Annotated in this window: 16 protein-coding genes; 11 read left to right on the top strand and 5 right to left on the bottom strand. The window is 39.4% G+C overall.

Annotation, left to right across the window (positions count from 1 at the left end; translation table 11 throughout):
• Nucleotides 1-268 precede the first annotated feature (268 nt).
• The 8 genes from EII37_RS04700 (at nt 269) to metK (ending at nt 10,143) form a co-directional block, all read left to right on the top strand.
• Nucleotides 269-925 (top strand): CBS domain-containing protein, encoded by a 657-nt coding sequence (locus EII37_RS04700; RefSeq protein WP_124787750.1) that lies wholly within the window; start codon nt 269-271, stop codon nt 923-925.
• A gap of 107 nt (nt 926-1,032) precedes the next feature.
• A protein-coding gene (gene prfB, locus EII37_RS04690) for a peptide chain release factor 2 (protein ID WP_124787749.1) occupies nt 1,033-2,128 on the top strand; the annotation gives its coding sequence in 2 pieces (ribosomal slippage) (nt 1,033-1,104 and nt 1,106-2,128; 1,095 coding nt in all).
• Nucleotides 2,129-2,145: 17 nt separating this feature from the next.
• Complete coding sequence (gene ftsE / locus EII37_RS04685; RefSeq protein ID WP_124787748.1) at nt 2,146-2,838, top strand: cell division ATP-binding protein FtsE; 693 nt, start codon at nt 2,146-2,148, stop codon at nt 2,836-2,838.
• Entirely contained in the window at nt 2,831-3,757 is a 927-nt protein-coding gene (ftsX, locus tag EII37_RS04680) for a permease-like cell division protein FtsX (protein ID WP_124787747.1), read from the top strand. The genes ftsE and ftsX overlap by 8 nt, the downstream gene beginning before the upstream one ends.
• Before the next feature lie 188 nt (nt 3,758-3,945).
• Complete coding sequence (locus tag EII37_RS04675; RefSeq protein WP_124787746.1) at nt 3,946-6,126, top strand: PTS transporter subunit IIBC; 2,181 nt, start codon at nt 3,946-3,948, stop codon at nt 6,124-6,126.
• Between the two features lie 51 nt (nt 6,127-6,177).
• Complete coding sequence (locus EII37_RS04670; protein ID WP_124787745.1) at nt 6,178-6,993, top strand: endonuclease/exonuclease/phosphatase family protein; 816 nt, start codon at nt 6,178-6,180, stop codon at nt 6,991-6,993.
• A gap of 245 nt (nt 6,994-7,238) precedes the next feature.
• Complete coding sequence (locus EII37_RS04665; protein WP_124787744.1) at nt 7,239-8,582, top strand: DEAD/DEAH box helicase; 1,344 nt, start codon at nt 7,239-7,241, stop codon at nt 8,580-8,582.
• A gap of 370 nt (nt 8,583-8,952) precedes the next feature.
• Nucleotides 8,953-10,143, top strand: a complete 1,191-nt coding sequence (metK, locus tag EII37_RS04655; RefSeq protein ID WP_124787743.1) for a methionine adenosyltransferase — start codon at nt 8,953-8,955, stop codon at nt 10,141-10,143.
• An 83-nt stretch (nt 10,144-10,226) separates the two neighbouring features.
• Here the strand turns inward: metK and EII37_RS04650 are convergent, their stop codons facing one another.
• The 5 genes from EII37_RS04650 to EII37_RS04625 all read right to left on the bottom strand — a co-directional run bounded on the left by EII37_RS04650 (nt 10,227) and on the right by EII37_RS04625 (nt 14,656).
• Nucleotides 10,227-10,862 carry a GNAT family N-acetyltransferase gene (locus EII37_RS04650; RefSeq protein WP_124787742.1) on the bottom strand — a complete coding sequence of 212 codons (636 nt, stop codon included), beginning with the start codon at nt 10,860-10,862 and terminating at the stop codon, nt 10,227-10,229.
• A 134-nt stretch (nt 10,863-10,996) separates the two neighbouring features.
• Complete coding sequence (locus tag EII37_RS04645) at nt 10,997-11,296, bottom strand: DUF1827 family protein (RefSeq protein WP_000767189.1); 300 nt, start codon at nt 11,294-11,296, stop codon at nt 10,997-10,999.
• A gap of 58 nt (nt 11,297-11,354) precedes the next feature.
• Nucleotides 11,355-11,807 (bottom strand): NUDIX hydrolase, encoded by a 453-nt coding sequence (locus EII37_RS04640; protein ID WP_124787741.1) that lies wholly within the window; start codon nt 11,805-11,807, stop codon nt 11,355-11,357.
• A gap of 129 nt (nt 11,808-11,936) precedes the next feature.
• Nucleotides 11,937-14,195, bottom strand: coding sequence for an ATP-dependent Clp protease ATP-binding subunit (locus EII37_RS04635; protein WP_124787740.1), 2,259 nt, complete (start codon nt 14,193-14,195; stop codon nt 11,937-11,939).
• Between the two features lie 230 nt (nt 14,196-14,425).
• Nucleotides 14,426-14,656: a DUF1797 family protein gene (locus EII37_RS04625; protein WP_000443570.1), complete on the bottom strand. Its 231-nt coding sequence runs from the start codon at nt 14,654-14,656 to the stop codon at nt 14,426-14,428.
• 190 nt (nt 14,657-14,846) lie between these two features.
• Between EII37_RS04625 and EII37_RS04620 the strand changes: the two genes are divergently transcribed.
• From EII37_RS04620 to EII37_RS04610, 3 genes are all read left to right on the top strand, one after another.
• Nucleotides 14,847-15,530, top strand: a complete 684-nt coding sequence (locus EII37_RS04620) for an amino acid ABC transporter permease (protein WP_001011642.1) — start codon at nt 14,847-14,849, stop codon at nt 15,528-15,530.
• Entirely contained in the window at nt 15,530-16,264 is a 735-nt protein-coding gene (locus tag EII37_RS04615) for an amino acid ABC transporter ATP-binding protein (RefSeq protein ID WP_000140957.1), read from the top strand. Before EII37_RS04620 ends, EII37_RS04615 begins: the two co-directional genes overlap by 1 nt.
• Nucleotides 16,265-16,442: 178 nt before the next feature.
• Nucleotides 16,443-17,300, top strand: coding sequence for a bifunctional methylenetetrahydrofolate dehydrogenase/methenyltetrahydrofolate cyclohydrolase (locus EII37_RS04610; RefSeq protein WP_169435171.1), 858 nt, complete (start codon nt 16,443-16,445; stop codon nt 17,298-17,300).
• Nucleotides 17,301-17,596: the final 296 nt, after the last annotated feature.

The raw sequence follows: 17,596 nt of genomic DNA, 5'->3' as shown, positions 1-17,596 counted from the left end.
GATTGTGAAGCAATCATCAGAATCCAGTGGATTATTTTAGTTGGCATATTTAGATTGCAAACAAATCTGCCTCTACCTTGAAAGATGAATTTCTAATAATTGAAAAATCGAATGAAAGGTATCTTGCTTTCATTCACAGAGCTCGATTTCAGAGCTCTTTTTGCTAGCTTATTCATACTTTTCTGAATTTTGAAAAAGAAATGTAAGCGTTTGATAGATTTACAAAAAGATTGTATAATAGGGATAAGAATAGAAAAGGAGAAGTCTCATGGCAGTTAAAGATTTTATGACCCGCAAGGTAGTGTATATTAGTCCAGATACAACAGTATCTCATGCAGCAGATTTGATGAGAGAGCAAGGGTTGCACCGCTTGCCTGTTATCGAAAATGATCAATTGATTGGTTTGGTGACTGAGGGAACCATTGCCCAAGCTAGTCCATCCAAGGCAACAAGTCTTTCTATCTATGAGATGAATTATCTTCTAAATAAGACAAAAGTCAAAGATGTCATGATCCGCGATGTTGTCACTGTTTCAGGATATGCGAGTCTAGAGGATGCAACTTATCTGATGTTGAAAAATAAGATTGGTATTCTTCCTGTCGTTGATAACCATCAAGTATACGGAGTTATTACTGACCGTGATGTTTTCCAAGCCTTTCTTGAAATTGCTGGTTATGGTGAGGAAGGAATTCGTGTGCGTTTTGTTACTGAAAATGAAGTTGGTGTACTCGGAAAGATTGTTTCTTTGATTGTAGAAGAAAATTTGAATATCTCCCATACAGTAAATATTCCACGTAAGGATGGTAAGGTGATTATCGAAGTGCAAATTGATGGATCAATCGATTTACCAGCCTTGAAAGAAAAATTTGAATCAGAAAACATCCAAGTAGAAGAAATCACTCGTACTTCAGCAAAAGTCTTATAAGAAGGGAAGCCGAAAGGCTTCTTTTTTCATGAAAAGGGGAGTAGAGCAAAAGATGGAAAGAAATAAGAGATTATGGTATAATAAAACGATATAAAAAAGGAGTATTTATGGACATTTCAGAAATTCGTCAAAAAATTGACGCAAATCGTGAAAAATTAGCTTCTTTCAGGGGGTCTCTTTGACCTCGAAGGTTTAGAGGAAGAGATTGCCATCTTGGAAAACAAGATGACAGAACCTGATTTTTGGAACGATAATATCGCGGCCCAAAAAACGTCGCAAGAATTAAATGAATTAAAAAACACCTACAATACCTTCCACAAAATGGAAGAGTTGCAGGATGAAGTTGAAATTTTATTAGACTTTTTAGCTGAAGATGAGTCGGTGCATGAAGAACTGGTAACGCAGTTATCAGAACTTGACAAGATGATGACCAGCTATGAGCTGACCCTTCTCTTGTCAGAACCTTATGACCATAACAATGCCATCTTGGAAATCCATCCAGGATCTGGTGGTACAGAGGCTCAAGACTGGGGTGATATGTTACTTCGTATGTACACTCGCTATGGAAATGCTAAAGGCTTTAAAGTGGAAGTGTTGGATTACCAAGCAGGAGATGAAGCTGGTATCAAGTCAGTAACCTTATCATTTGAAGGACCTAATGCCTATGGTCTTCTCAAGTCAGAAATGGGTGTTCACCGTTTGGTCCGTATTTCACCATTTGACTCTGCTAAACGTCGCCACACCTCTTTCACATCTGTAGAAGTGATGCCTGAGCTGGATGATACCATTGAAGTGGAAATCCGTGAAGATGACATTAAGATGGATACCTTCCGTTCAGGTGGTGCTGGTGGACAAAACGTCAACAAGGTTTCAACAGGTGTGCGTTTGACACACATTCCTACGGGAACTGTTGTCCAATCAACAGTGGATCGTACCCAATATGGAAATAGAGATCGTGCCATGAAGATGTTGCAGGCTAAGCTCTATCAAATGGAGCAAGAAAAGAAAGCTGCGGAGGTTGATTCCCTCAAGGGTGAGAAAAAGGAAATCACATGGGGAAGTCAAATTCGTTCTTATGTTTTCACGCCATATACTATGGTAAAAGATCATCGAACTAGCTTTGAAGTTGCACAAGTAGATAAGGTTATGGATGGAGACCTAGATGGTTTTATTGATGCCTATCTCAAGTGGAGAATCAGCTAAGATAGAAAGGAACTCACATGTCAATTATTGAAATGAGAGATGTCGTCAAAAAATACGACAACGGAACGACTGCCCTACGTGGTGTTTCGGTAAGCGTTCAACCAGGGGAATTTGTTTACATCGTAGGACCTTCAGGAGCAGGAAAGTCAACATTTATTAGATCTTTGTACCGAGAAGTCAAAATCGAAAAAGGAAGTTTAACAGTAGCAGATTTTAATCTAGTTAAAATCAAGAAGAAAGATATTCCGCTTCTACGTCGTAGTGTTGGGGTGGTCTTTCAAGACTATAAACTCTTGCCAAAGAAAACCGTTTATGAAAATATTGCCTATGCAATGGAAGTTATTGGTGAGAGTCGCCGTAATATCAAAAAACGTGTTATGGAAGTTTTAGACTTGGTTGGATTGAAGCATAAGGTTCGTTCTTTTCCAAATGAACTTTCAGGAGGAGAACAACAACGGATTGCGATTGCGCGTGCTATTGTAAACAATCCCAAAGTATTGATTGCGGACGAACCAACAGGAAACTTGGACCCAGATAATTCATGGGAGATCATGAATTTGTTGGAACGCATCAATCTCCAAGGTACAACTGTCTTGATGGCTACCCACAACAGTCAGATTGTAAATACCTTGCGCCACCGTGTCATTGCCATTGAAAATGGCCGTGTCGTTCGTGACGAAGCTAAAGGAGAATATGGATACGATGATTAGTAGATTTTTTCGTCATTTATTTGAATCATTAAAAAGTTTGAAACGAAATGGCTGGATGACAGTAGCAGCTGTCAGTTCGGTTATGATTACTTTGACACTTGTTGCCTTGTTTGCATCTGTTATCTTTAACACTGCGAAATTGGCTACCGATATTGAAAACAATGTCCGAGTGATGGTTTACATTCGTAAGGATGTGGCAGACAATAGTGAGACTATTGTAAAAGAAGGTCAAACAGTAACCAATAATGATTACCATAAGGTATATGATGCTTTGAAAGCTATGCCAACTGTTAAAAGTGTTACCTTCTCAAGTAAAGAAGAGCAGTACCAGAAATTAACTGAAACGATGGGCGATGATTGGAAAGTTTTTGAAGGGGATGCCAATCCACTCTACGATGCTTACGTAGTAGATACAAATACCCCAAGTGATGTCCAAAAAGTAGCTGAAGAGGCTAAAAAAATTGAAGGTGTGTCAGAAGTTCAAGATGGCGGTGCAAATACCCAGCGTCTTTTCCAGCTTGCTTCCTTCATTCGTGTTTGGGGATTAGTTATAGCTGGTCTGTTGATCTTTATAGCAGTGTTCTTAATTTCCAATACTATTCGTATTACAATCATTTCACGTAGTCGTGAAATTCAAATCATGCGTTTGGTGGGGGCTAAAAATGGTTATATCAGAGGTCCATTCTTATTAGAAGGTGCCTTTATCGGTTTGTTTGGTGCTGCAATCCCATCAGTTTTAGTTTTCTTTGTTTACAATATGGTTTATCAATCTGTAAATAAATCATTGATTGGACAAAACTTGTCAATGATTACACCAGATATATTTATACCTCTCATGATTGCACTTCTTTTTGTTATCGGTATCTTTATTGGTTCAATTGGATCTGGTATATCAATGAGACGTTTCCTAAAGATTTAATACTATATTTCTTGAAATACTAGAATGATAATGTAAATATAAAAGAGGAAGTGTAAAAACTTTCTCTTTTTTCTCTATTTTTTTTATAAAAGCCTTTACAAAAAAAATTAAAGTGGTATAATTAATACATAGTTAAGTGCAAACGTTTTCGTAAAACGTTTGCCTAAATAAAAATAAAGGAGATTTGAATGATGAAAGATACATTCAAAAATGTCTTGTCTTTCGAGTTTTGGCAAAAATTCGGTAAGGCTTTGATGGTGGTTATCGCTGTTATGCCGGCTGCTGGTTTGATGATTTCAATCGGTAAGTCACTTGTGATGATCAACCCTAACTTTGCCCCACTCGTTATTACTGGTGGTGTACTAGAGCAAATCGGTTGGGGAGTTATCGTTAACCTTCATATCTTATTTGCCCTCGCTATTGGAGGAAGCTGGGCTAAGGAACGTGCTGGTGGTGCGTTTGCGGCAGGTCTTGCCTTTATCCTAATTAATCGTATTACTGGTACAATCTTTGGCGTATCAGGAGATATGTTGAAAAATCCAGAAGCTATGGTAACAACACTCTTTGGTGGATCAATCAAGGTTGCTGATTACTTCATTAGTGTTATGGAAGCCCCAGCACTTAACATGGGTGTTTTCGTAGGGATTATTTCTGGTTTTATTGGAGCAACTGCTTATAATAAATACTACAACTTCCGTAAGCTTCCTGATGCACTTTCATTCTTTAACGGAAAACGTTTTGTACCATTTGTAGTTATTCTTCGTTCAGTAATCGCTGCAATTGTACTTTCAGCTTTCTGGCCACTTGTGCAAACTGGTATTAATAGCTTTGGTATCTGGATTGCTAACTCACAAGAAACTGCTCCAATCCTTGCACCATTCTTGTATGGTACATTGGAACGCTTGCTCTTGCCATTTGGTCTTCACCACATGTTGACTATCCCAATGAACTACACAGCTCTTGGTGGTACTTATGAAGTCTTAACTGGTGCAGCAAAAGGTAGCCAAGTATTTGGTCAAGATCCACTTTGGCTTGCATGGGTAACAGACCTTGTAAACCTTAAAGGTTCAGACGCAAGTCACTACCAACAATTGTTAGATACTGTTCACCCAGCTCGTTTCAAAGTTGGACAAATGATCGGTTCATTCGGTATCTTGATGGGTGTGATTGTTGCCATCTACCGTAATGTTGATGCTGACAAGAAACACAAATACAAAGGTATGATGATTGCGACAGCTCTTGCAACATTCCTGACAGGGGTTACTGAACCAATCGAATACATGTTCATGTTCATCGCAACACCTATGTATCTTGTTTACTCACTTGTTCAAGGTGCTGCCTTCGCTATGGCTGACGTTGTGAACCTACGTATGCACTCATTCGGTTCAATCGAGTTCTTGACTCGTACACCTATTGCGATTAGTGCGGGTATCGGTATGGATATCGTTAACTTCGTTTGGGTGACTGTTCTCTTTGCTGTAATCATGTACTTTATCGCAAACTTCATGATTCAAAAATTCAACTACGCAACTCCAGGACGTAATGGAAACTACGAAACTGCTGAAGGTTCAGAAGAAGCTAGCAGCGCAGTGAAAGTTGCAACAGGTTCTCAAGCTGTAAACATTATCAACCTTCTTGGTGGACGTGCAAACATCGTTGATGTTGATGCATGTATGACTCGTCTTCGTGTAACTGTTAAGGATGCAGATAGAGTCGGTGATGCAGAACAATGGAAAGCAGAAGGAGCTATGGGTCTTGTCATGAAAGGACAAGGAGTTCAAGCTATCTACGGTCCAAAAGCAGACGTATTGAAATCTGATATTCAAGATATCCTTGATTCAGGTGAAATCATTCCTGAAACTCTTCCAAGTCAAATGACAGAAGCGCAACAAAACACTGTTCAATTCAAAGGTCTTACTGAGGAAGTTTACTCAGTAGCAGATGGTCAAGTTGTTGCTTTGGAACAAGTAAAAGATCCAGTATTTGCGCAAAAAATGATGGGTGACGGATTTGCTGTAGAACCTGCAAATGGAAACATTGTATCTCCAGTTTCAGGTACTGTATCAAGCATCTTCCCTACAAAACATGCTCTTGGTCTTGTGACTGAAGCAGGTCTTGAAGTATTGGTTCACATTGGTTTGGACACAGTAAGTCTTGAAGGAAAACCATTTACTGTTCATGTAGCTGAAGGACAAAAGGTTGTAGCAGGTGATCTTCTTGTCACAGCTGACTTGGATGCTATCCGTGCAGCAGATCGTGAAACTTCAACAGTGGTTGTCTTCACAAATGCTGAAGCTATTAAATCAGTTAAATTAGAACAAACAGGTTCTCTTGCAGCTAAAACAGCAGTTGCTAAAGTAGAATTGTAATACACTTGAGGTTGGAAGCTGTTTTCCAACCTCTTGTTTTAGGAGAAAAGCATGAAATTTTTAACACTCAATACTCATAGCTGGATGGAAAAAGAAGCTGAGAAAAAATTCCAGCTCTTGCTTGAAGATATTCTTGATAAAGATTATGATTTGATTTGTTTCCAAGAAATCAATCAGGAGATTACTTCGCCAGAGGTGGAGGTTAATGACCTTTATCAAGCTTTGCCAGCAGCTGAGCCTATTCACCAAGACCATTATGTTAGACTTTTGGTTGAAAAGTTGTCAAAGCAAGGAAAAAATTACTATTGGACTTGGGCCTATAACCATATTGGTTATGACCGCTACCATGAAGGTGTGGCTATCTTGTCTAAAACACCTATTGAAGCAAGAGAAATTTTGGTTTCAGATGTGGATGATCCAACAGACTATCATACTCGCCGTGTCGCCCTGGCCGAAACTGTAGTCGATGGCAAGGATCTTGCAGTTGCCAGTGTCCATCTTTCTTGGTGGGATAAAGGGTTCCAAGAAGAATGGGCACGATTTGAAGCTGTCTTGAAGAAATTGAACAAGTCACTTTTGCTTGCTGGAGATTTCAACAACCCAGCTGGTCAGGAAGGTTACCAAGCTATTTTAGCTAGTCCATTAGGCTTACAAGACGCATTTGAAGTTGCTCAAGAGAAAAGTGGTAGCTATACTGTTCCACCAGAAATTGATGGCTGGAAGGGGAACACAGAACCCCTTCGAATCGACTATGTTTTTACTACCAAAGAGTTAGAGGTGGAAAATTTACATGTCGTATTTGATGGTAACAAGAGTCCACAAGTTAGTGATCACTATGGCTTGAGTGCTATTTTAAACTGGAAATAATAACTGATACTCTTCGAAAATCTCTTCAAACCACGTCAACGTCGCCTTGCCGTACTTAAGTACAGTCTGTGGCTAGTTTTCTAGTTTGCTCTTTGATTTTCATTGAGTATGAAAAGAGGTTGGGATTATAAAATTCCAGCCTTTTTCTGATTAGATGAACTACTGAAAGTAAGCTCTATGAGTGAGACTACTGAAATGGAATAAAATATGATATAATTGATAAGATAGATAGAATCGAGGATATTATGTCATTTACGAAATTTCAATTTAAAAAATATATTAGTGAAGCCTTGGAGGAGTTGAAATTTACAACTCCAACAGAGGTGCAAGATAAGTTGATTCCTATTGTTTTGGCTGGTCGTGACCTAGTCGGTGAATCAAAAACAGGTTCAGGTAAGACTCATACTTTCTTGTTGCCGATTTTCCAGCAATTAGATGAAGCCAGCGATAGTGTTCAAGCAGTCATTACTGCACCGAGCCGTGAATTAGCTACTCAAATTTACCAATCAGCCCGTCAGATTGCTACTCACTCAGAAGTAGAAGTTCGTGTGGTTAATTATGTGGGAGGGACAGATAAGGCTCGCCAGATTGACAAATTGGCAAGTAACCAGCCTCATATTGTTATCGGAACTCCTGGCCGTATTTATGACTTAGTTAAGTCTGGTGACCTAGCTATTCACAAGGCCAAGACCTTTGTGATCGATGAGGCAGACATGACCTTGGATATGGGATTCTTAGAAACGGTTGATAAGATTGCTGGAAGCCTTCCAAAAGATCTGCAATTCATGGTCTTCTCAGCGACTATCCCACAAAAGTTGCAACCATTCTTGAAAAAATACTTGTCAAATCCTGTTATGGAGAAAATCAAGACCAAAACGGTTATTTCTGATACTATTGATAATTGGTTGATTTCGACCAAGGGCCGAGATAAGAATGCTCAAATTTACCAGTTGACTCAGTTGATGCAACCGTATTTGGCAATGATTTTTGTTAACACTAAAACGCGTGCTGATGAATTGCATTCATATCTGACTGCTCAAGGCTTGAAGGTGGCAAAAATCCATGGGGATATTGCCCCTCGTGAACGCAAGAGAATCATGAATCAGGTAAAAAATCTGGATTTTGAGTATATTGTCGCAACAGATTTGGCAGCGCGTGGAATTGACATTGAAGGTGTTAGTCATGTCATCAATGATGCCATTCCGCAAGATTTATCTTTCTTTGTTCATCGAGTTGGTCGTACTGGAAGAAATGGCCTACCAGGTACAGCTATTACCCTTTATCAGCCAAGTGATGACTCGGATATCCGTGAGTTGGAGAAATTGGGAATCAAGTTTACTCCTAAGATGGTCAAAGACGGGGAATTTCAAGATACTTATGACCGTGATCGTCGTGCCAACCGTGAGAAAAAACAAGATAAACTTGATATCGAAATGATTGGTTTGGTTAAAAAGAAAAAGAAAAAAGTCAAACCAGGTTATAAGAAGAAAATTCAATGGGCGGTTGATGAAAAACGTCGCAAGACCAAGCGTGCTGAAAATCGTGCTCGCGGTCGTGCAGAGCGTAAAGCAAAACGTCAAACATTTTAATAGAAATTGTTGGAGTACTGAGCTCCAACTTTTTTATTTATGAGAATGAACTATCTAAACAGAAACACTACATTAAAGACTGTAAATTGCGTTAAAAAATGGTATAATGATAAAGTTATATAGTCCCGATAAGATGGTAGAAATTTCTATTTTTTTGTTTCGAGTCGTAACTCGCAAAGAATGACGGCTCTAAAGTAGTCGCTCGTCATTTTACGGTTGCCGCTATAAGGCGGTCACCCTATGCGCCTTACTAGCTTTAGAAATAAAAAAGTATCGTTTTTATTTCTTACGCGTTGTAACTCTTAGAAAATGAAAATACCTATCAGTACTTTGTAACTCTATAACACTATTTTTAAGGGGGGACATTTTTATGTCAGAACGTAAATTATTCACGTCTGAATCTGTATCTGAGGGGCATCCAGATAAGATTGCAGACCAAATTTCAGATGCGATTTTGGATGCTATTTTAGCTAAAGATCCAGAGGCGCACGTTGCTGCTGAGACAGCTGTATATACTGGTTCAGTCCATGTTTTTGGAGAAATTTCTACAAATGCCTATGTGGATATTAACCGTGTGGTTCGTGATACCATTGCAGAGATTGGTTACACCAATACAGAATATGGTTTTTCTGCTGAGACTGTAGGAGTACATCCATCTTTGGTAGAACAATCTCCTGATATTGCCCAAGGTGTTAACGAAGCCTTGGAGGTTCGTGGGAATGCAGATCAAGATCCGCTTGACTTGATTGGAGCTGGAGACCAAGGGCTCATGTTTGGATTTGCAGTGGATGAAACAGAAGAGCTCATGCCATTGCCAATTTCACTAAGTCATAAGTTGGTTCGTCGTCTGGCAGAACTTCGTAAGTCTGGTGAAATCAGTTATCTTCGCCCAGATGCTAAATCACAAGTTACAGTTGAGTATGATGAAAATGACCGTCCAGTACGTGTGGATACAGTCGTTATTTCAACTCAGCACGATCCAGAAATTAGCAATGAACAAATTCACAATGATGTCATTAGCAAGGTTATCAAGGAAGTTATTCCAGCTTCTTACTTGGATGAGCAAACCAAATTCTTCATCAATCCAACTGGTCGCTTTGTAATCGGTGGACCTCAAGGGGATTCAGGTTTGACTGGTCGTAAGATTATCGTGGACACTTATGGTGGCTACTCTCGTCATGGTGGTGGTGCCTTCTCTGGTAAGGATGCGACTAAGGTGGACCGTTCAGCCTCTTATGCGGCTCGCTATATTGCCAAGAACATTGTTGCAGCGGGTCTCGCTAAGAAAGCAGAAGTGCAATTGGCCTATGCCATCGGTGTTGCCCAGCCTGTTTCTGTCCGTATCGATACCTTTGGTACAGGAGCAGTAGCTGAAAGCAAGCTTGAAAAAGCAGCTCGTCAAATCTTTGATCTTCGTCCTGCAGGAATTATCCAAATGCTGGACCTTAAGCGTCCAATTTACCGTCAAACAGCGGCTTATGGACACATGGGACGTACAGATATTGATCTTCCATGGGAACGTTTGGATAAGGTAGATGCTTTGAAAGAAGCTGTAAAATAGATAAGAAAACCAACGTTTTGAACGTTGGTTTTTATAAATATAAGTTATCCTTATTTAAATAGGATTTGTAAATTGCTAGTCTGTTATAATTTATTTATTGTTTTTAAAAATACCCAGTTACCAATTGATTTTGATCCGTATTCTAAGTCCATATGGTCCAGTAATACATAATCGTTTTTTTCGTAGAATGAGGCATTTCTTGCTGTGCTGGTAATGAGACCCAAGTGTTTACAGCCTTTTGATTTGACATAGGGTTCAATCCCTTGTGTCAGAAAAGTACTGCCTATTCCCTGTCCCTTACTTTCTATATTGACAGCTAAAGCCATCAAATACCAATCAAACTCTCCTGATTGTTCTAAATGCTTCTTAGAACGTTTTACAAAGTCAAAGTATTTAAAAAGATTTCGTGGTCGAATGTAGCGAAAAATGTTTGTTCCGCCATTTTGTAGATAGGATAGTATACAGAAATCCTTTTGTTGCAAAAGGGCGACTGCAAGTAATTCTCCATCTTGTTCCGCAATTAAACAATGTCCCTTTTTAATATAGACTCTGGTAAGCATTGTTTGTAATGTTTCTACAAAATTAGGATAATAATCAGGTTTCTTTAAATCATCAGTTATAATCGTTAAAAAGGGATAGTCAAGAAAGGAATTGGCTAATAGTTTTCCAATTTTTTCGTATTCTTCAAGTCTTGCCTCTCGATATATCATGTCTCCCATGCTTGTCTCCTTTGTTACCTATAAAATTGTGTATGATAGGATTTCAAGATAAAAAATTGGAGATGATTTAAAAAGCTAAATAAACCCAATTTTGTTCCATAAGGTTTAAAAGACTTTTTAATCTCTCCAAGATTTTATTTGGTCGGAATTGAAATTCCAATTAATTTTTCTGAATAGAGGGTTTTGATATTGGCCTCATCAATAGAGTCCTTATCAATTTTACGTTTCAAGAAAAATTCTTGAATAGCTTCGATTTCAGGTTCGCGAATAGCACGGTGTTTGTTTGAGATGAGGATTTCATAGTGAAGCGGAGCTTGGGTAAAAATAACATCTGTATTACCTGCAGAATAAACCTCAACAAGGGTTGCATCTGTACTTTCTAGCTGGCTTTTTACAAGTTGCGAGTGTGAGTTTGTCGTATTGATAAGCTTCATAACATTTCCTCCGATTTTCTAATTCTATTATAGCATTTTTTGAATAAAGTAGCTTGATTTAGTCAATCTTATGCTGTTTTTTCCAAGATTGAATTGCCCATTTATGACTACCACGTTTGAGATTTTCAATAGCCTCGTCAATAGGGAACCAGGCAATATGATTAAAGTCCTCTAGTGGTTTTTGTACTTCTTTGAAAGAAGTCGCTTCATAGAGGTAGGCAGGATTGTAGTAGTAGGTGTCACGATGACGAGAATAGAAATATTCATCAGCTTGTCCGTAATAGGCACCAATTTCAGCTGTGAAGCCAAGCTCTTCAATCAATTCACGTTTTAGGGCTTCTTGATGATTTTCACCTGCTTCAATTTCGCCACCTGGTAAGAACCAAGCGCCATTAGGTGCTTGAACAAGAACAATGTGTTTTTGTTCAGTATCAGGGATAACAGCATATACGCCATAACGAGCAACATAGTCTGTATTCGCCTTTTTTTCTCCGAAAGTTGGATTTGCCATTGCATTTTCCTCATTATCTATTGTCTTTATTATTATCTTAATGGACAAAGGCCAAGCTGTCAAGAATTTATAGTGACTTTTGTAAAAAGGAGCAGAAAATTTTCATTTTCTACTCCTTTTCTATAGGATTTATACTTCTTTATCAGAAGTTTTTACTTCAGCTTTTTTGGCAGATTTGATTTGAATGTTGCCCTTGCTGGTCATAACTGCCTTGAGGTATTTTTCGCTTGGATTTTCAAGGTAGTAGTCAGTGATTGCGTCCTCAATATAGTCTTGAATAGTACGACGAAGTGGACGTGCTCCCATTTTTGGATCATAACCGAGGTCAACTAATTTTTCTTTGACCTTTTCAGTTACATTTAAATGAATGTTGTTGCTAGAAAGGCGCTTGTTAACATCTGCTAGCATAAGTTCGACAATCTGAAGGAGGTTCTCCTTGCTGAGAGCCTTAAATTCGATAATACCATCAAAACGGTTCATAAACTCTGGGCTAAAGAAGTTACCGAGTTCACCGAGAACAGAATTGGTACGTCCTTCTCTAGCAGCACCAAATCCAACGCTGGCTTCGGCTTTACCAGTACCAGCATTTGAAGTCATGATGATGATTGCGTCCTTGAAGCTAACAGTGCGTCCTTGCCCATCTGTCAAACGACCATCGTCTAAGACCTGGAGGAACATATGCATGACATCTGGATGAGCTTTCTCTACTTCATCTAAGAGAATAAGAGAGTAGGGATTGCGACGAACTTTTTCAGTTAATTGCCCAGCCTCATCGTAGCCAACATAACCTGGAGGGGCACCAACTAATTTAGCTACACTGTGTTTTTCCATGTATTCGCTCATGTCAAAGCGAATCATGCTGTCAGCAGAACCAAAGAGTTCGATAGCTAGTTGTTTGGAAAGTTCTGTTTTACCGACACCAGTTGGTCCGACAAAAAGGAAGCTTCCAATTGGACGGTTAGGCGTACCGAGACCGACACGATTACGGCGAATAGCCTTGGCAATCTTATAGACTGCATCATCTTGGCCAATAACATGAGACTTGAGATCTTCGGCTAGATGGATGAGTTGAGATTGTTCTTTCTCTTTCAAATCACCAACAGGAATATTGGTTTTCTGCTCGATAATATGCTCAATAGTTTTCTCGCTGATGATAGGAATATCTTGATCCGTAACCTTTTTCTTTTGCATTTCCTTATACTTAGCAATCTGGTCGCGGAAGTAGGCAGCCTTCTCAAAATCTTCCTCTCGTGTAGCTTGAGACTTGAGATTTTCAGCCTCAATCAAGCGCTGATCAATCACTTTAGGATCCACAAAATTCAAGGTCAAGTTCATCTTAGAACCAGCTTCATCCAGGAGGTCGATGGCCTTGTCAGGCAAGAAGCGATCTTGGATGTAGCGATTGGAAAGAGTTGCAGCTGCTTCAATTGCAGCATCGGTATACTGAACGTGGTGGTAGTCTTCGTATTTCTTTTGAATTCCTTTGAGGATGGTGATTGTTTCTTCCACTGTTGGTTCATCGACCTTAACAGGTTGCATACGACGCTCTAGGGCTGCATCCTTTTCAATGATACGGTATTCATTGAGGGTAGTAGCACCGACCAATTGCAGTTCTCCACGAGCAAGGGCGGGCTTGAGGATATTTCCTGCATCCATATTGCCATCGCCTGCAGAACCAGCACCGACAATTTCATGGATTTCATCGATAAAGAGGATAATATCCTCACGTTTGCGAATTTCTTCCATGAGTTTTTGAATGCGTTCTTCAAATTGTCCTCGAATACCCGTTCCTTGAACCAAGCTAACCACATCCAGACGGATGACTTGTTTGCCTTGGAGTTTATGCGGAACATCTCCATCAACGATTTTCTGAGCTAGACCTTCGACAACGGCAGTTTTTCCGACACCTGGTTCACCGATAAGAACAGGATTATTCTTGGTTCTGCGATTGAGAATTTCTATGACACGGATAATCTCATCGTCGCGCCCAATAACGGGGTCAATATCTCCACGACGGGCAATTTCAGTTACGTTGATACCAAATTCTTCCAGCAGGCCTTTTTCTTGGCTTGGTGGAGGAGTTTGAGCAGGTCCACGATTTTGGGAACCATAACCGCCATTTCCACCGTAACCTCCACCTGATTGGGTTGGGGGAGTCGGAGGAGTATTGCTAGAAGGTCTAAAATTATTTAGGTCATTGAAGAAATCACCGAAAGGATCAAAGTCACGATTGTTCAGATCAGTTATACCTTTAAAGAGGCTATTGTTAGGATCTGTCTTGATAATCTTATAGCAGTTTTGACAGAGGTCAATTTGTTTTTGCTTTCCATTGAGATTGGTATAAAGATGAATTGTTGAGTCATTGATTTTACAGTTTTGACAAAGCATACATCTACCTCATTTCTTTCTTTAGCTTGACCTGTCCAAAGGTCAATAATAGTCAAATTTCTATACTCTCATTATAACAGGATTGGGGTGTAAAGCAAGTAAAAAGATTGAGGCTTTGAGAAGTTGTTATAATGAAAATATTTGTGGATTTGGACTATAAAAAAATCCTATTTGTGAGACAAAAAGGATTTTGGTTAGACATGCAGGGTGTAATCCCAGCTTGTTTTGTGTTAGTAAAGGAGTTCGTAAATCTCCATTGCAATCAAGTCAATGCTGTCAAACGTATAAGTTTCGCGAGCTTCGACATCACGAAGGGTAAAGATTGAGCCGTTTTCTTCGTCGTGGCTGTATGCAACTTCTGCAACAACAACTCCTTCGCGTTCAAAATTACGTTTTAAATTTCCGCCGTCTTTTGCCATTGCTTCAAGGCGGTTGATGATTCTAACCAAATGTGATTCCATTTTGATTCTCCTTCATTTCTTATCGTTACTATTTTACCATAAAGGAGCTCAACTTGCCTAGAAAAAACTAAGATTTCTCGCTAATTCTACCATCTTAAAGTTTTTTTGAATAAATTAGACAAAAGATTTGAATTTTAATTCAATTTATATTATAATCATACAGTATTCTATTTTAGAAAGCAGTGTGACTATGAATTTTTCTTTTTTACCTAAGTATTTACCTTATTTTAACTATGGGGCTGTCGTGACGGTTCTCATTTCTATTTGTGTTGTCTTTTTGGGAACCATTTTGGGTGTTGTATTGGCTTTTGGGCAACGTTCAAAGTTTAAGCCGCTTGTTTGGCTTGCCAACTTATACGTTTGGATTTTCCGTGGGACACCGATGATGGTTCAGATTATGATTGCCTTTGCTCTAATGCATATCAATGCTCCGACTATTCAGGTTGGGATTTTGGGTGTTGATCTTTCTCGTCTGATTCCAGGGATTTTGATTATTTCTATGAACAGTGGTGCTTATGTTTCTGAGACTGTTCGTGCTGGGATTAATGCGGTTCCAAAAGGTCAGCTAGAGGCGGCCTATTCTTTAGGGATTCGTCCTAAAAATGCGATGCGCTATGTGATTTTGCCACAAGCTATCAAAAATATTTTGCCAGCATTGGGAAACGAATTTATCACTATTATCAAAGATAGTTCCCTCTTATCAGCTATTGGTGTCATGGAGTTGTGGAATGGAGCTACAACAGTTTCCACAACAACCTATCTACCTTTAACACCACTTTTATTTGCAGCCTTTTATTACTTGATTATGACCTCTATTTTGACAGTAGCCTTGAAAGCTTTTGAAAAACGTATGGGACAAGGAGATAAAAAATAATGACAGAAACCTTGATAAAAATTGAAAATTTACATAAATCCTTTGGAAAGAATGAAGTATTGAAGGGCATCAACCTCGAGATTAAAAGAGGAGAAGTTGTCGTTATCATCGGTCCTTCAGGGAGTGGGAAATCTACCTTGCTTCGTTCTATGAATTTGTTGGAAGAAGCGACCAAGGGGAAGGTTATCTTTGAGGGGGTCGATATTACGGACAAGAAGAATGACCTCTTTGCCATGCGTGAGAAGATGGGCATGGTTTTTCAACAATTCAATCTCTTTCCTAATATGACTGTGATGGAAAATATCACCTTGTCTCCTATCAAGACCAAAGGTGAAAGTAAGGAAGTTGCAGAGAAGAGAGCTCAGGAACTTTTGGAAAAAGTTGGTTTACCAGATAAGGCAACTGCTTATCCACAGAGTTTGTCAGGTGGTCAGCAACAGCGGATTGCTATTGCGCGTGGTTTAGCTATGGAACCAGATGTTTTGCTCTTTGACGAGCCAACTTCAGCCCTGGACCCTGAAATGGTAGGTGAAGTGTTGGCTGTTATGCAAGACTTAGCCAAGTCAGGAATGACTATGGTTATCGTAACACATGAAATGGGATTTGCCCGTGAGGTGGCAGATCGTGTCATCTTTATGGCAGACGGTGTGGTTGTTGAAGACGGAACACCTGAACAGATTTTTGAACAAACCCAAGAACAACGAACTAAGGATTTCTTGAGTAAGGTTTTATAAGTTAGCTTTGCTGAGCTGTTTGTAATCAGTTTTAAACTTTCACGAAAAGATTAGTGAAAAGCTCGACCAGAGCTTTTTCTTATAGTTTGAAACTATAGGGTAGCCTAGGAAAGAAGTGTTAGAGGGGAGCAGTAGTTTTTGGTATAATGGAAGATATTTGAAAGAAAAGAGAAGTGATATGACACAGATTATTGATGGGAAGGCTCTAGCAGCTAAGTTACAAGGACAGCTGGCTGAAAAGACTGCAAGATTAAAGGAAGAAACGGGGCTAGTACCTGGTTTGGTAGTGATTTTGGTTGGGGACAACCCTGCCAGCCAAGTCTATGTTCGGAACAAGGAGAGGTCAGCCCTTGCGGCTGGTTTCCGTAGCGAAGTATTGCGAGTTCCAGAGACTATTAGTCAAGCGGAGTTGTTAGATTTGATTGTTGAATACAATCAAGATCCGGCTTGGCATGGGATATTGGTACAGTTACCATTACCAAAACATATTGATGAGGAGGCAGTTCTATTGGCTATTGACCCAGAAAAGGATGTGGATGGTTTCCATCCTCTAAATATGGGACGTCTTTGGTCTGGTCATCCAGTCATGATTCCTTCGACACCTGCAGGAATTATGGAAATGTTTCATGAATATGGGGTTGACTTGGAAGGTAAAAATGCGGTCGTCATCGGTCGTTCCAATATCGTTGGAAAACCTATGGCCCAGCTTCTTTTGGCCAAGAATGCTACAGTGACTTTGACACACTCACGGACTCATAATCTTGCCAAGGTGGCTGCTAAAGCAGATATTCTGGTGGTAGCAATCGGTCGTGCCAAGTTTGTGACTGCTGACTTTGTCAAACCTGGTGCGGTTGTCATTGATGTCGGGATGAACCGCGATGAAAATGGGAAGCTCTGTGGGGATGTTGATTATGAGGCGGTTGCCCCACTTGCTAGCCACATTACGCCAGTCCCTGGAGGTGTCGGTCCTATGACCATTACTATGCTGATGGATCAAACTTATCAAGCAGCACTTAGGACATTGGATATAAAATAGGAAAAAAGAAGGTAGAATAATGTTTTACCTTCTTTTTATGTAGTGTATGTAAATGAATGCAGTCTATAATGATATGAGTCCATAAACTATAAATTTGAAGTATGAAAATGCTATTAATGGAATGAAATTTGTATTGGAAAGAGTCTAGAATAGAAAGCTACTTTCATTGCACCTATTTCTTTTGAATGAACTTATCTTGCATACCATTTTATTAGGTTAAATTGATGGAAAATGATTGCAATTTTAGGTGTGTTTTGATATATTCAATATATAAAATATATTATCGAACTTGGTAC

This window comes from Streptococcus sp. OH4692_COT-348 (assembly GCF_003859975.1).
Classification (GTDB): Bacteria; Bacillota; Bacilli; order Lactobacillales; family Streptococcaceae; genus Streptococcus.
Note: the sequence above shows the minus strand (reverse complement) of the source record. Positions and strands in the feature narration are given on the sequence as shown.

Excerpts from the sequence above, each read along its gene's own strand:
- EII37_RS04700 (WP_124787750.1), top strand. The coding sequence starts at position 269 with ATGGCAGTTAAAGATTTTATGACCCGCAAGGTAGTGTATATTAGTCCA.
- ftsE (WP_124787748.1), top strand. The coding sequence starts at position 2,146 with ATGTCAATTATTGAAATGAGAGATGTCGTCAAAAAATACGACAACGGA.
- ftsX (WP_124787747.1), top strand. The coding sequence starts at position 2,831 with ATGATTAGTAGATTTTTTCGTCATTTATTTGAATCATTAAAAAGTTTG.
- EII37_RS04675 (WP_124787746.1), top strand. The coding sequence starts at position 3,946 with ATGATGAAAGATACATTCAAAAATGTCTTGTCTTTCGAGTTTTGGCAA.
- EII37_RS04670 (WP_124787745.1), top strand. The coding sequence starts at position 6,178 with ATGAAATTTTTAACACTCAATACTCATAGCTGGATGGAAAAAGAAGCT.
- EII37_RS04665 (WP_124787744.1), top strand. The coding sequence starts at position 7,239 with ATGTCATTTACGAAATTTCAATTTAAAAAATATATTAGTGAAGCCTTG.
- metK (WP_124787743.1), top strand. The coding sequence starts at position 8,953 with ATGTCAGAACGTAAATTATTCACGTCTGAATCTGTATCTGAGGGGCAT.
- EII37_RS04650 (WP_124787742.1), bottom strand. The coding sequence starts at position 10,862 with ATGGGAGACATGATATATCGAGAGGCAAGACTTGAAGAATACGAAAAA.
- EII37_RS04645 (WP_000767189.1), bottom strand. The coding sequence starts at position 11,296 with ATGAAGCTTATCAATACGACAAACTCACACTCGCAACTTGTAAAAAGC.
- EII37_RS04640 (WP_124787741.1), bottom strand. The coding sequence starts at position 11,807 with ATGGCAAATCCAACTTTCGGAGAAAAAAAGGCGAATACAGACTATGTT.
- EII37_RS04635 (WP_124787740.1), bottom strand. The coding sequence starts at position 14,195 with ATGCTTTGTCAAAACTGTAAAATCAATGACTCAACAATTCATCTTTAT.
- EII37_RS04625 (WP_000443570.1), bottom strand. The coding sequence starts at position 14,656 with ATGGAATCACATTTGGTTAGAATCATCAACCGCCTTGAAGCAATGGCA.
- EII37_RS04620 (WP_001011642.1), top strand. The coding sequence starts at position 14,847 with ATGAATTTTTCTTTTTTACCTAAGTATTTACCTTATTTTAACTATGGG.
- EII37_RS04615 (WP_000140957.1), top strand. The coding sequence starts at position 15,530 with ATGACAGAAACCTTGATAAAAATTGAAAATTTACATAAATCCTTTGGA.
- EII37_RS04610 (WP_169435171.1), top strand. The coding sequence starts at position 16,443 with ATGACACAGATTATTGATGGGAAGGCTCTAGCAGCTAAGTTACAAGGA.